Below are 13620 nucleotides of genomic sequence, written 5' to 3'. Positions count from 1 at the left end.
CGGTTTTGTGCGCAAGTTCGGGTTTGCTAAAGTCCTAAAACGTTTCTTTAGGATTTAATTTCAGCTTTTCCTTTTGCACATCTTGTTGTACATACTTGGTTTCGTTCACCGCTTTTGCGGTTTTTGTCACTTCGTCCGCGTTGTTACGATTGGCTTCGCGTTTTTGAAGTTCGGCCTTCGCTTCTTCTACGGAACCGGATTGGCTCAGAATTTTAAGCTCTTCGCTGGAAGATTTGAGTTCTTCCACAAGTTTTCCGTATTCGAAGGTTTCGTTTTTATGAAGAACGATGAGTTCCTTCATTTCGCTCAAAGAATCTTTTTGCAAAGAACGAATCAACTTGTCGGTGAGTTTTTGATTCTTTTCGATTCTAAGTTCGCGGTTTTTGCTCAGGATCACTTCGGAAGAATCTCCCTTTTTAGAAACGGCGATCGTTCCTTCGATCACTGCAAATCGAACTGTGCAATTTTCTTTCGCACAATTGATTTTAGATCCTTCAGGACTTTCTACAGATGTTAAGAAGGAAGTTCCTCGAACACCTGCAAGTGCGGTCGGAGTCGAAACGGTAAACTCGGTATTCTTCTGACCTTTTTTAACCATGGTCACGATTTTTCCGTAGTTCACTTGGACGTTCGTGTCGGATCCGTTCGGATTCATAAGAGTAGAAATTTCTATGTCGGAGTTTTTGGACATCTTGATCACTCCGCTGTCGGCAACCATGATCTCGGCGCCGCCGTTTGCTCCGGTTACAACTCGATCCGATGCGGAAAGAGCCAGACCCAACTCGGCTTTTCTTTCTCCGGAATCGGAAAGAACTTTAACGTCTCCAAGAACCCATACGATTCTTGCGGTTGCGGAATCGGATTCAGTTTTAACCTGATCGCTACCGGATGATTTATTGGTACTACAAGCGATGGATAACGCAAAAAATGCGCAACTAATCGCCATTAATAGAGAACGGTTCATATTACCCCCCCGAACTTTAAAAAGATTGCATTCTAGTTAACAGACTTACAAGAAAAAAATTGCAAAAGTTTAGATTTAGTTATACCACAGATATAACTAATTTCCAGAAAAAATGCCCGAGTTTACGCTTCGTTTTATTTTTTCTTGGGTTTTTCCGGTTCGACCATAATATCGTCCAATTCTTCCTCCAACTTACATTTCGGATAGTTGTCGATCGGAAGACTGGTTCCGACCCAGCCGAACGCTTCCTGCGCCGTAATGACGTGAATGTCCCATCCCATCACGATATTCGGACATCCCCAGACCTTATTCTTACAAAGAACCTGACTGGATTTCGGTTTCGGATAAGCCCAAGCGGAAGGCGGATAAACACATTTCATTTCCACTTCGGCGATCTTTCTCATTCTCTTTACGTTTACTTCGAAATCCTTAAAGATCGAGACCAACGGATTGGCGAGAAGTTCGTCGAAATATTTTTTGGACGTATTGTATGCGATATAGTATACCAATTCTTCCATTACGTAATCCTTATCGGACGCGTTGTGACTCACGTTGGCGATGTAACGCGCCAACTTCAATGCGTCCGTTAGAAGGGCTTGGAAAAAGTCGTACGATTTTTCGGGAATCGCGTCTTCTCGGGAACTATCTCCTTTGCTGTCGCTTTCCCCGTCGTCGGAAATGATATCGTCGAGAAACTTATCGTCCAAATTCTCGCCTTCTCCCGTTTTATCGATGGAGATCGGTTTATCCGGATTGTCCATCATACCAAGAGGCATGTGATTCGAGATCGCGCTGTATGTAAAATCTACAAGATCAAGTTTTTGTAATATATCGGAACATTTTTTTGCGACTTCCACTTTTTCCGAGTCGTCGGAAGGCAACTTCGTATATCGATCCACTCCGATTCTAGGAATGTCCATAAGAATTCCGGCGGTGAACGCGTATCTTCTCAAAAGTCTGAACTTCATCGTGTCCGGAATCATCACGATTCCCAAAGTCAAAAGCCCCAACTCGCTGATATATCTGAAGAAGTTTACGTTTTGAATATATACTTTTAAAAGCGCGAGAACCGTTTTTTTGGAAAGAAGAGAATTTCGGATGATTCCTTTATAATTGTAAGTCGTGTTTTCATACATGAATTTCAAAAATTTCATGTCGGAAATTTTCAGTTGGTTCACGATTTTCATCGCGAGAATATTCTGAATCTGTTCCAAAAGTTCCTTGTTTAGCTTAACGTCGAACTTGGGAGTGTATTGACCTTTGATATCCTTCAGACGCGCCAGGGCGGATTCTTTTACCTGGACTTCTTCCTTTACCAAAACGTTTCCTGAATTGTCTTCGATCGGAGAAAGAAAACGAATCATGGAACCGGTTTCGAATTCCTTTGTAAAATCGATTAGGTCTTCAATGGAATCAAATTCCAAACAAGAATGGGTCACTTTCATTTTGAAATTCTATCTCTCCGTGTGACTCTATGTGGATTCTCAAGACTCGCGAGCATTGATTCCAAACTTTTCCTTCTTTCCGAAGTTATAAATTCGGTTTCCAAAGCCGAAAGCATCGCACAGTCAGAAGATAATTTACAACAATTTGATTCTTCACAATGCTTTTTTTGACTCGCAAGCTCGGGAAAACTCTCCAAAATCTCCTCTTTTTTTAGATGGAGAATCCCCCATTCTTTGATTCCAGGAGAATCGATCAAGGTCGTCCCGTCGCCCAAAACGAGTAACAGCGAATTCGTCGTCGTATGTTTTCCTTTATCCTTGGAAACGCTGATTCCGGAAGTTTTTTGAACCTCAGATTGAGTCAATAAGTTGATAAGAGTAGACTTACCGACGCCGGAATTTCCGACGAGGAACGTCGTTTTTCCGACGAGATATTTTTGTAATTCGGGAATCCCTTCTCCGGTTGTACAGGAAATTCCGAGAACTTGATAACCCAAATCCCGATACACTTTCAGGCGATTCTCCGCTTCCTCTTTGGAAATCAAATCCAACTTTGTGAATACGATCAAAGGTTGCGTTCGAGACGTAAAAACCGCGGCCATACAACGATCGATAAATCCGTCTTTCGTTTCGGGAGATTTCAAAGATACGAGCACGGCAGTTTGATCGGCATTCGCGCATAAAACCTGAGTATCGCCTTCCCGACTTTTGCGTGTTAGGAAAGATTTTCTTTCCAATCGTTCACAGATCACCCAGTCCTGGCCCGAAGAAGGTTCGGCAAGAATCTGATCGCCGACCACAAAAGGATGTCTTTCTTCCGCGGAGATCGTTCTCAGTTTGCCTCGAAGAAACGCTCTTACCGTTCCGCGTTCGGGAGAATAAATTTCATAGTAGGCTCCGTAAACGCGGGAAATGATAAAAAATTCTTTGACTGATTTGTCCGACTCTAACATGATTCTTACGCGTTTTATATGTCGACCCAAAGACTCAACGCCCTAGGGCCAATCGTATATTTAATTTTTTTGATAGCCGGTTTTCAGCTTATCTCCGTGCTAACTTTGCAGTCATTCCATTTCTTTTCTTTCGAATCATACAGACTTCTTTTAACTCTTCTTCCCGGCGGCGTTTTAGGTTTTATAGTCTATATTCTTTCCATTCGAATTTTAAGAAGAATTTCCGGAAAATTCTTAGGAAGAATTTTTCCCTTCCTTCAATCCTCGAACAGCGAAATCGTAAAATATCTTTCGATCTTAGATCAGTTCAAAAACGATCTGATCGCAACGAATCTCACCGCACTGGTATGTGAAAAAATTCTAAAGTTCATCCAAACGGTCGTGCCTACAAAGAAGGTTACCATCTTTCTTTGGAAAGAGGAAATGGGAAAATTCGCTCCGTTCCCGGATTCCGGAGAAATTCAATTTTTTATTTTCGATCCGTTTCTTCTTTGGATCACCGAAAACGATAAGATCTACAACTTTAAGGAATTTGAAACCAATCCGAATTTAAATAAGATCCGAAACTCAGCCGAAATTTTTTTCACGAAGACCGAAGCGGAACTCGTAGTTCCGTTGATTCTCAACAAAAGTCTTTTGGGTATGATCGTGTTGGGCGAAAAGAAGAATCAAAAAAAATACGGCTCGGCTGAAATCGATAAACTCAACGAAATCCGTTCCGTTTCCGTCATGGCTCTTTCCAACGCGATCTTTTACGAACGTCTGATCGAGTTGACCGAAACCTTGGAGGAAAAGGTTAAAATCAGAACGCGGGAATTGGAAAGCGCTCAGTCGCAGTTGATCATGTCCGAAAAGATGGCTTCTCTCGGGATCATGGTCGCGGGAATCGCTCACGAGATCAACACGCCCGCCGGTGTGATCAACGGAGCCGCGGACAACTTGGATCAGAATATGAATTATCTGGTTCAGAATATTTTCGACATCGTTCTTTTGGCGAGAAACAGAAAGCTGAGAAAGAATTTCGAACTCGCGTTGCTTCATCTTCTTCGGGACAAAAAAACCTCGGAGCTTGATTCGAGAGAGAAGTTCCGTTTAAAAAACGAACTCAAAGAGGAAATGAAGGATAAGAACTTCTCCCCTTCCTTGGCGTCCGAACTTTCCAATTTTATCATAGAGAATCAGATCGGCGAGGAAAGAAAATACATATATAACGTTCTCCTAAAGGACGACGAGCGCGGTTATCTGATGCTCAAAAACGCGACTCATATCAACCGAAACATCAAAAACATACGTTATGCGATTCGCAACGTGGTTCGAATCGTCAAGGCCTTGAAGTCCTATTCTCACTTGGATCAATCCAAAACGTTGTCTCCCGCAAATCTGATCGAAGGCTTGGAAACAACGTTAGTCATTCTTCACAATCAGTTGAAATACGGAATCGAAGTGATTCGGAATTTTAAGGAGATTCCGCCCGTGATCTGCAACCCGGACGAGTTGAATCAAGTCTGGACGAATCTGATTCAAAACTCGGTTCAGGCTATGAAAGGAAACGGTAAAATAGAAATTTCCGTTTTTCCCGAAAACGAAAACTTCGTCGTTGTTCAGATCGAAGACAACGGTCCCGGTATTCCCGCGAGAATTCAGGATCGAATTTGGGATCCTTTTTTTACGACCAAGGATCAAGGTGAAGGAACCGGTCTCGGTCTAGGAATCGTAAAAGGGATCGTTGAAAAACACAAAGGAAGAATTACTTTAAACTCGAGTCCGGGCAAAACCCTGTTTCGAGTCGAACTGCCGATCGATCCCGAAAAAACCGCGTCTGCCAATGCTCAAGAATAGATCATGCCCCGAACATCCAAAATTCAACAAAACAAACAGAACGTAAAAAAGAAGGATGATAATTCCGAAATTTCATTCTTTAAAAACGTGTATGCGCTCGTCAAAAAAGTTCCGAGAGGAAAAGTAACTTCGTACGGAAGAATCGCCGCGCTTCTCGGAAAACCGAGGGCCGCGCGCGCCGTCGGTTACGCGTTAAACGCCCTTTCGAAAGATCAGGAACAAAAAGTTCCTTGGCAAAGAGTGATCAACAGTCAGGGAAAAATTTCATTTCGCGGAGATACCGGCCGATCCATTCTTCAAAAGAAAATACTCGAAGACGAAGGAATCAAATTCAATTCCGCGGAAACGATCGACTTGAAAATATTCGGGTGGCCCGATACGATATCGAATCAGGTTCCTCGTAAAAAAAGAAGATAAGATTTCTTATCTTAAATCGAATCAATTTCGTTTGGTAAAACGTTTATGACTGAAAAAATAAAACCGGTTACTCTTACAATCGCGGGGTCCGACTCGGGCGGAGGCGCGGGAATTCAAGCGGACTTAAAAACCTTTACCGCGTTGAACACTTTCGGAACTTCCGCGATCACATGTCTTACTTCTCAAAATCCGTCCGGTGTCACCGGAATCTTAGAAGTCGACGCCGAATTTTTAGAAAAACAAATTTTAGCCGTTCTAGATTATTTTCCGGTTCAAGCGATCAAAACGGGAATGTTGTTTTCGACGTCGATCATCGAAAAGACGAGTTCGCTTTTATCCGTCCGAAAAAAATCGGAAAAAACTTTTTCACTCGTGATCGATCCCGTCATGGTTGCGACAAGCGGAGCGAAACTTTTGCAAGACTCGGCGATCGAAGCGTTGTTGTTCAAGCTGATTCCGATCGCGGATTTGATCACTCCCAATTTGGACGAAGCGGAAATTCTCTCCGGAAGAAAAATCGGAAAAGCGGAGGAAATGCCCGATCTCGCAAAAGAAATATTCGAAAAGTTTAAAGTTCCGATCTTACTAAAAGGCGGTCATTTGCAAAACGAAAAGATCGCGCTCGATATTCTTTACGACGGAAAGGCTTTGTATAAATTCGAAAAACCGTTCGTAAGCGGATTCTATCCGCACGGAACGGGTTGTACGTATTCTTCTGCGATCACTTCTTATCTGGCCTTGGGAGAATCGCTTCCCAAAGCCGTATTGCACGCAAAAGAATATCTTCACGCGGCCATAGAACAGGCTTACACGGCCGGAAAAGACAAAACCTTAAATCATACTCCGAAACTTTAAACGGGAGGGAGAATTTCCCTTTTTTATTTCTTGTCGCTTAACAATTCTTCGTTTACGAGGCCTTCCAAAATCGTAAGCGGCAAAGAGCCGCTGTCCAAAACGACGGAGTGAAATTTCCGAATGTCGAATTTGTCTTTTTGTTTTTCCCGAACCTTTTCTCTCAATTCGAGAATCTTCAACATACCGAGTTTATACGAACAAGCCTGACCGGGATAAACGATATATCTTTCGATTTCGGAAGTGACGTCTTTCGGCGCCATTCCCGTATTCTGCATCATATAAGAAATCGCCTGTTCTCTGCTCCATCGTTTGTAATGCAAACCCGTATCTACTACGAGGCGAACGGCCCGAAACAGTTCCGCCTGCAATCTTCCCAAATCCGAATAGGGATCTTGAAAAAAAGAATAATCCTTCGCCAATCGTTCCGCATACAAAGCCCAGCCTTCCACGTAAGCCGTAAACGTAATCGTATTTCTAAATCGGGGAAGACCTTTGAGTTCCTGCATGATCGCGATCTGCAAATGATGTCCCGGAATCGCCTCGTGATACGTTAGCGTAAACATCCCGAACTTCGGAATCTCCTTCGTATCGCGGAGATTTGCGTAAAAAATTCCCGGTCTTGAACCGTCTAACGCGGGTTCGTCGTAATACGCGCCCGGGGCCGTCTTTTCCTTAAACACCGGAATTCTTTCCACTTCCACCTTGCTTTCCGGCATTCTTAAAAAAAGAGGCTTTGTTTTTTCTTCCGAGTCCTTTAGAATTTTCTTATATTCTTCGAGAGCCTGGAGTTTTCCCTCTTCCGTATCGGGAAATAAAAAACGCGGATCTTTTCTAAGCTCGGCCATCGCGATCGGAATCGGCTGATTCTTCCCTATGCCTTTCAAAATGGTTTTCATCTCGTTTTGAATCCGCGCGACCTCGGATAAACCGATCGTATGGATTTCTTCCGCAGATAAATCGGTCGTCGTATGTTTTTTCAGCTCCAGAGAATAATATAAATCCCCGTCCGGTAATTTCCAAACACCCGCTTTTGAATCCGAATGTTTTCTTTGTTCCAAAAAAAGATTTAGCAATTTTGAATATGCAGGAAAGATCCCGGACTCGATCGTTTGTTCGACTCGGGTCAGATAACGATTTTTGGAATCGGCGGACATCGAATTCATCTTTCCGATCTTTTTTTCGAAAGCGGCGTAAAGAATATTTTGTTTTGCCGGAACTCCGACAAATCCGCGAACCTCCGCGATCAAACGATCTAGAATAAAATCGGGAGGAAGAATTCCATTCTTATCCCGATATAAAATTCCTTCGACGAGCTGATCGATTTTTTTGGGAACGGCTTCGAGTCTTACGATATAATCCTCGGCGTCTTGCGACGAAGAGATCGGATGTTGGGTCGCTAAAAAAGTGGGAAGTTGACTTTGAATTCCGAACAACTGATTGGCCGGATAATCATTGAACAAGAATCTTTCTCCAGAAATTTTCAAACGATACGACCATTCTAAAATTTCAAAGGATAGAAGATCTTGTCCGGACAACCCTTCCTTTCCGTAAGACAAAAGAGTTTCCAGATTCTTTTTCGTTTTTTCCAAATCCCGTTTTTGTTTCTCGATGGAAATGTCGGTCAGCTTTTTTTGATGCCCCGTTAATCCGAAACGATTGAGAATTCCGAGCGAAGTAAGATATTCCGGATCATCTAAGACGGATTCCCAAAACATCTTTTCATAGAATAAATCGAGAGTGATGGGTTTGAAAAAAACCGTGTGCAAGAAAAGGGAGAACGTTAGGGACAATAGGACCAAAAGCCCAAGAAGAATCTTTTTAAAAAGGGAAGAGTTCGACATAGTGGGACAAAATACGAAACGATCGAGAAGATGAAAATTCTAATTTTGAAAAAGAGGAATCGGAACCGGAAATTTAAGACGGAATCTGAATCGAAATTACGGTCAAATCGTCCTGAAAGTTATTTCCATCCGTAAAAACGCGCAGATCGTCCAAAATCAGATCCACGATTTCACGGGCGTTCTTTTCCACGTTTTGTTTCAAGAGATCGTGGAGACGCGTTTCTCCATAAAATTCTTTCCTGCCGTTGAGTTCCTCGAATAATCCGTCCGAAAACAAAAAGAGCCGATCGCCCGGTAAAAGTTTTAAAATCTTATCCTTATAAATGGACGCCGGAGAAAGTCCGATCATTCTCCCCGTTTTTTGAAGAGTGTGAAACTCCGAATCGTGAAGAAGAACTTGTTCGGGATGACCCGCGGAAGAAAACCGCAAAACTCCCTTGTTCAGATCCAGATCAACGAGAATACAGGTATAAAAAAGACTCAACGATTTGAATTTCGAGATGAAATCCGTATTCAAAACTTCTAATATTTCTCCGGGACGTTTTTCGCTTTGTTTCACGAATTCATACGCGACCTTAATCGCCATCGTAATCAGCGCTCCTTGCACCCCGTGTCCGGTCGCGTCCGCCAAAAACAATCGATACCTTCCGAAACCGGTTCTCGTGATGTCGAAAAAATCCCCGCCTACTTCGTCTTTCGGAATGTATTCAGCGCGAATTTCCAACTCCGAATATTCTTCATAACCCGAAGGAAGCATACTTTTTTGAATTCTTTTTGCGGTAGATAAATCCTTTTTGATGATATGAAAGGATTTATTCAATTGTGCCATCAGTTCTTCGATGGTCTTTCTTTCCTCGGAAAGTTTTCGTTTGTGCTTTCTGGATTCCCGCAAAAGTTTTTGAACGGTCACGGTCTGAGTTTTTAAAAATCCAGAAGTAACGCTCATCCAATAAAAATACAAAAGAACGGAGAATACAAAAACGATAAAAAAGACGACGAGTGTTTTATCCGAAAGACGAATCGGAGAAGTTCCGGCGATTCCCGTAAAATAAAAGACGAATAACGCGAACGCGTAGATCAACGCGCCGAATATGAAATATCTTCTTTCCATAACTCCGAACGACGCAAGATAACCCGCGTAAAGAGTCGTAATCATAACCACTAGAAAATCCGGAACTTGTACGGTTAACCACGCGTTGCAGAGCAGCATCGGAACATACCAGAAATAAAAGGAAAGCTTCATCCATCTTTGAAGATTCCATTTTCCCCTCGCCAACTGATAGTTGAGAGGGATCGCCGTGGAAACGTTAAGCACAACAAGAAGAGAAAGTTCGAGATAAGAGACTTTCTCCAGACCTTCCGTGCCGAAAAATTTTAGGATCGAAAAAAGAAGCGATACGAACGCGCTGCCGAGAATCCAGTTGAGCGTAACCGGAAGCCGAAATGTTCTTTTTAGATTTGAGAAATTCATAAATTTCTAAACTAACGGAACGATGACTAAGGAGATAAAGGAAATCAATAAGGTCCAGATGCTCGCGGAAGAAAGGGAAAACCAAAGAGAATTCTGCCATTGAATCAAAGGAGTTGCGACAAACAGAATCATTCCCAAATAAGAAAGATAGGGAGAACGGTTATAAAGATGTTTCTGCCATTCGATAAAACCTTCTTTAAAGTCCTTCACGTCCCCGCGAAATTTCAAATCGAGGATCAATTCTCCGATCCAACCCGAAATCGAAAAGATCAGGGTCCATAAAAAGAATAAAACCGGAATCGATACGGAAAATTTACCGAGCCAAAGAAAGACATACGCGACGAGAAACAATAAACCGACAACGGGAAGAGCCGGATAAAGAATTTTGGTTCTGAGAAATTTACTTTCGGATAAAAAACGAAAAAAAGGAATCGAACCTCGAGACTGAAACGATCCGCAGAAAACGCATTGAACGGACTCGGCTAAGATATGCGTGCCGCAGTTCCTGCAGAATCGTTTCTCAGTCTCCATCTTCGACGATAAGAATCAGCTTTGGTTGATCAGCTGATTGATCAGTTGGCGGAGAAAATCCACGTCCGGCGTTCCGCTCTTGGGAAGCGGCTTGTTGTTGATGAACAAAGTCGGAGTCGAATTGATTTTGAGTTTATCCGCTTCGTCCACTTCGCGATTGATCTGATCGCGGATCTTCGGCGAACTCATACAAGAACGAAACTGGTCCATCTTCAAACCGTTCTTTTCCGCAAGACGACTTACGGTTACGGCGGTGTGCATAACGCCCGCTTCGTTATCTTCGTAAAGTCCCGTATAAACTGGGTAGAATTTATTCTGTTGATTCGCGCAAAGCGCCGCGCTGGCCGCTACACAGGAACTCGCTTCGGGAGACTTTCTTCCCACGAAACGATTGCAATTTCCATCCAAAGGGAAATTCTTATAAGCGACCTTGATGATCCCGTCGTATTCGCTTAAGAAAGATTTTAGAATCTTACTCGTATGCATACAATGACCGCAGTTGAAGTCCGCGTATTTTACGATGGTGATCGGAGCGTTCGGATCTCCGACGACCGGAACGTCTTTTAAATCGATTTGAACCGTCGGGGTCGTCGCAAATTCCTTTAATTGTTCGGGAATGGATTTTTCCCCGCTCGCCGCACCGGAAACGAGTCTGGCGCCGCCTGTGGAGATTCTTCCGCCGTAAAGACCCAATACGAAAAAGGAAAGGGCCACGATCAGAAGATTCAAAACTTGTCCGTTTAACGAACCTTGAACGGCTTTGAACGATTTATCGGAAAGGGATTTAAAATCGGAAAAGTTCACGGCGATCAACGCGATCGTCACCGCGTAGGTCGCGGCACAAAGACCGCATAACGCTTTGATGATTCCAACGGAAACGAAGAATAATCCGAGATCCGCTACCAAGCCGAGAACTAAAATATAAAAAGCCAATCTAAGATTTTTCTCGGCCGTTTCCTTTTTGATTTCGGATTGAACGAAAAGAAAACCGAGAAAACCGTAAAAAACGAAACCGAACAATGCGATCGGAAGATCTCCCAAACCGGGAACGTTTCGAATCGCGGAATACGCGCTTTCCGAAACCTTATCACAGGAGCCGGATTCGCTCAAAGCGTTACAAAGCGATTCTCCGATCGAACTCGGATCTCCGTAATATTTTTGAATGAGTAAAAAAGAAAGAATCAGCCCCAAAGCGGAAAGAATGATTGATATTTTATTTTTTGATAATTGATTCATGAATATCCCCGATCCTGTGAGATCGATTTACCTTTATGTATGGTTCCTTTACAAATGAAAAGAAAAATCTAATTCTATTTTCGGTTTCCTCAGATGGAAGAGATCGCTTCCGCTAAATCCAGTTTCCCTTCGTACAATGCCTTGCCCGTAATCACACCGTAGAGCGCGATTTTGGTTTTGAGAGAGGAAAGATCCATCAGATCCTTTAAGGAGGAGATCCCGCCGGAAGCGATGACTTGAAAGGGATAAGAATTTAGAATTTCTTCGTACGCTTTCAGGTTCGGACCTGCGAGCGTACCGTCCTGCGCGATGTCCGTAAAAACTACGTGAACGATTCCCGCCTTTGCAAGACGTTCCATCAAATCCCGATAATGAACACCGGAATCCTTTTCCCATCCGGCGATCTTTACGATCCCGTCTCTTGCGTCCACAGCAACGACCACTCTTTCTTTTCCATACTGATCCAACGCAAACTTCAGAAGATCCGGATCGGTTACGGCCGCCGTCCCGAGAATGAATCGATCGATTCCGATCTTATCGTAATAAGCGAGCTTTTCCTTATCGCGAATTCCTCCGCCTAACTGCACTTTGAGGGAAGTCGTTTCCCTGATTTTAAGAATGGAATGTTCGTTGACTCCGAGCTGGTTTCTCGCTCCGTTCAAGTCGACAAGATGAAGCAGACTCGCTCCATTCTTCGCAAAACCTTCCGCGAGTTTCCAAGGTTCGGAAGAATAGATTTTCTTTTCTTCGTAGTTTCCCTTAAACAAACGAACGGCGCAGTTATCCAATAAATCTATGGCGGGGATGATGATCATACGGAATGAATGAAATTCTCCAAAAGTTTAAGTCCGTGAGTATGAGATTTTTCGGGATGGAACTGAGTCCCGAAAATATTATTTTTTTCCACGACCGCGGGAAATCTTTCCTGATAGTAATCGCAAAGTCCCGTGATCGCGTTTCCTTCCGCGTCGGTCGGTCGGAAAGAATGGATAAAATAAAAGAAGGATTGATCCGGAATTCCCTTGAGCAAAACGCTTTTATCTTTTTTACGGATTTGAAGACGGTTCCATCCGATATGAGGAACCTTAAAATCCTTACCTTGGAATTTTTTGATTCTTCCTTTGATATAACCTAAACCTTCGATCTGTTCCTTTTTCGTTCCTTGAGCGATCTCTTCGGAAGATTCGAAAAGAATTTGAAAGCCTATACAAATTCCGAAAAGAGGTTTTCCGGAACTTACGAACTTGTCGATGGTTTCTCGAAGACCGGTCGAATTCAAATTCTCCATCGCCTTATCAAAATGACCGTCGCCGGGCAATATTAGAGCTTTTGCATTTTCGATTTTCGTTTTATCGTTCGTAAAAACGAAATCCTTCGTATAAAGAGAAACCGCCTTAAGACAGGAATGAATGTTTCCCATTCCGTAATCGAGAATGGCTATCACTCCAGGACTCCTTTTGTGGAAGGAATCGCACCCGCAGCCGCGGAGTCTTGTGCGATCGCCATTCTCAACGCCTTACCCAAGGCTTTGAAAATCGATTCGTGAATATGATGTCTGTTGTCTCCGTAGTGAACGACCACGTGAAGATTCATCTTTGCGTTTAACGCAAGCTTTTGTAAAAATTCCAAAGAAAGTTCTGCGTCGTAGATTCCGAATTTTCCGGTAAGTTCGGGACCGGTGTATTTGAAAAAATATCTTCCGCCGAGATCGACCGCAACCGTGGTCAAGACCTCGTCCATCGTAAGAGTAAAATGCCCGTATCTAAAAATTCCGGCCTTGTCTCCGAGTTGTTTGTGGATCGTGGTTCCCATGAGAATCGCCGTATCTTCCACGGAGTGATGACAATCGATTTCGATATCCCCTCGCAACCACAGATTCAAATCGATCAACCCGTGTTTGGAGATATGTGAAAGCATATGCTCGAAAAAAGGAATCTCGGTATCGAATTGATACTTGCCGGTTCCGCGGAGATTCATCTCCAACTTGATCTCTGTTTCGGAGGTTTTTCGTTCTGCTTTCATTCTAACTGGATCATAGAATCCGAACGACCTCCGTGTCAATGAATTC

The 13620-nt window shown here is 43.2% G+C and carries 13 protein-coding genes; 3 read left to right on the top strand and 10 right to left on the bottom strand.

Annotation, left to right across the window (positions count from 1 at the left end; all coding sequences use genetic code 11):
- Window positions 1-34 precede the first annotated feature (34 nt).
- The 3 genes from LEP1GSC052_RS17180 to rsgA all read right to left on the bottom strand — a co-directional run bounded on the left by LEP1GSC052_RS17180 (window position 35) and on the right by rsgA (window position 3362).
- Window positions 35-964: a FecR family protein gene (locus tag LEP1GSC052_RS17180; protein WP_010573025.1), complete on the bottom strand. Its 930-nt coding sequence runs from the start codon at window positions 962-964 to the stop codon at window positions 35-37.
- 134 nt (window positions 965-1098) lie between these two features.
- Entirely contained in the window at window positions 1099-2409 is a 1311-nt protein-coding gene (locus LEP1GSC052_RS17175) for a hypothetical protein (RefSeq protein WP_010573026.1), read from the bottom strand.
- Window positions 2406-3362 (bottom strand): ribosome small subunit-dependent GTPase A, encoded by a 957-nt coding sequence (gene rsgA, locus LEP1GSC052_RS17170; RefSeq protein WP_010573027.1) that lies wholly within the window; start codon window positions 3360-3362, stop codon window positions 2406-2408. Before rsgA ends, LEP1GSC052_RS17175 begins: the two co-directional genes overlap by 4 nt.
- A gap of 18 nt (window positions 3363-3380) precedes the next feature.
- Here rsgA and LEP1GSC052_RS17165 point away from each other — a divergent pair, with 18 nt between their 5' ends.
- Genes LEP1GSC052_RS17165 through thiD form a run of 3 tightly spaced genes read left to right on the top strand, consistent with a single transcriptional unit; the run spans window position 3381 to window position 6473 of the window.
- A complete protein-coding gene (locus LEP1GSC052_RS17165) occupies window positions 3381-5201 on the top strand; it encodes a sensor histidine kinase (RefSeq protein ID WP_084492248.1) in 1821 nt (606 codons plus the stop codon).
- A gap of 3 nt (window positions 5202-5204) precedes the next feature.
- Window positions 5205-5618 carry an MGMT family protein gene (locus LEP1GSC052_RS17160; RefSeq protein ID WP_020986004.1) on the top strand — a complete coding sequence of 138 codons (414 nt, stop codon included), beginning with the start codon at window positions 5205-5207 and terminating at the stop codon, window positions 5616-5618.
- 45 nt (window positions 5619-5663) lie between these two features.
- Entirely contained in the window at window positions 5664-6473 is an 810-nt protein-coding gene (thiD, locus tag LEP1GSC052_RS17155) for a bifunctional hydroxymethylpyrimidine kinase/phosphomethylpyrimidine kinase (RefSeq protein ID WP_010573030.1), read from the top strand.
- 23 nt (window positions 6474-6496) lie between these two features.
- Here the strand turns inward: thiD and LEP1GSC052_RS17150 are convergent, their stop codons facing one another.
- The 7 genes from LEP1GSC052_RS17150 to hisB all read right to left on the bottom strand — a co-directional run bounded on the left by LEP1GSC052_RS17150 (window position 6497) and on the right by hisB (window position 13574).
- Window positions 6497-8314 carry a DUF885 domain-containing protein gene (locus tag LEP1GSC052_RS17150; protein ID WP_010573031.1) on the bottom strand — a complete coding sequence of 606 codons (1818 nt, stop codon included), beginning with the start codon at window positions 8312-8314 and terminating at the stop codon, window positions 6497-6499.
- Between the two features lie 73 nt (window positions 8315-8387).
- Entirely contained in the window at window positions 8388-9785 is a 1398-nt protein-coding gene (locus LEP1GSC052_RS20770) for a PP2C family protein-serine/threonine phosphatase (RefSeq protein ID WP_020985802.1), read from the bottom strand.
- 6 nt (window positions 9786-9791) lie between these two features.
- Window positions 9792-10316 carry a zinc ribbon domain-containing protein gene (locus LEP1GSC052_RS17140; RefSeq protein WP_020986233.1) on the bottom strand — a complete coding sequence of 175 codons (525 nt, stop codon included), beginning with the start codon at window positions 10314-10316 and terminating at the stop codon, window positions 9792-9794.
- A gap of 15 nt (window positions 10317-10331) precedes the next feature.
- Window positions 10332-11552: a vitamin K epoxide reductase/DsbA family protein gene (locus LEP1GSC052_RS17135; RefSeq protein WP_010573035.1), complete on the bottom strand. Its 1221-nt coding sequence runs from the start codon at window positions 11550-11552 to the stop codon at window positions 10332-10334.
- Window positions 11553-11641: 89 nt separating this feature from the next.
- Window positions 11642-12367: a 1-(5-phosphoribosyl)-5-[(5-phosphoribosylamino)methylideneamino]imidazole-4-carboxamide isomerase gene (gene hisA / locus LEP1GSC052_RS17130; RefSeq protein ID WP_010573036.1), complete on the bottom strand. Its 726-nt coding sequence runs from the start codon at window positions 12365-12367 to the stop codon at window positions 11642-11644.
- Window positions 12364-12996: an imidazole glycerol phosphate synthase subunit HisH gene (gene hisH, locus LEP1GSC052_RS17125; protein ID WP_020986001.1), complete on the bottom strand. Its 633-nt coding sequence runs from the start codon at window positions 12994-12996 to the stop codon at window positions 12364-12366. Before hisH ends, hisA begins: the two co-directional genes overlap by 4 nt.
- Complete coding sequence (gene hisB, locus LEP1GSC052_RS17120; RefSeq protein ID WP_010573038.1) at window positions 12993-13574, bottom strand: imidazoleglycerol-phosphate dehydratase HisB; 582 nt, start codon at window positions 13572-13574, stop codon at window positions 12993-12995. Before hisB ends, hisH begins: the two co-directional genes overlap by 4 nt.
- Window positions 13575-13620: the final 46 nt, after the last annotated feature.

It is taken from the genome of Leptospira kmetyi serovar Malaysia str. Bejo-Iso9, from assembly GCF_000243735.2.
Taxonomy (GTDB): Bacteria; Spirochaetota; Leptospiria; order Leptospirales; family Leptospiraceae; genus Leptospira; species Leptospira kmetyi.
The sequence above is the reverse complement of the archived record's forward strand: the minus strand, read 5'-3'. Positions and strand labels throughout refer to the sequence as shown.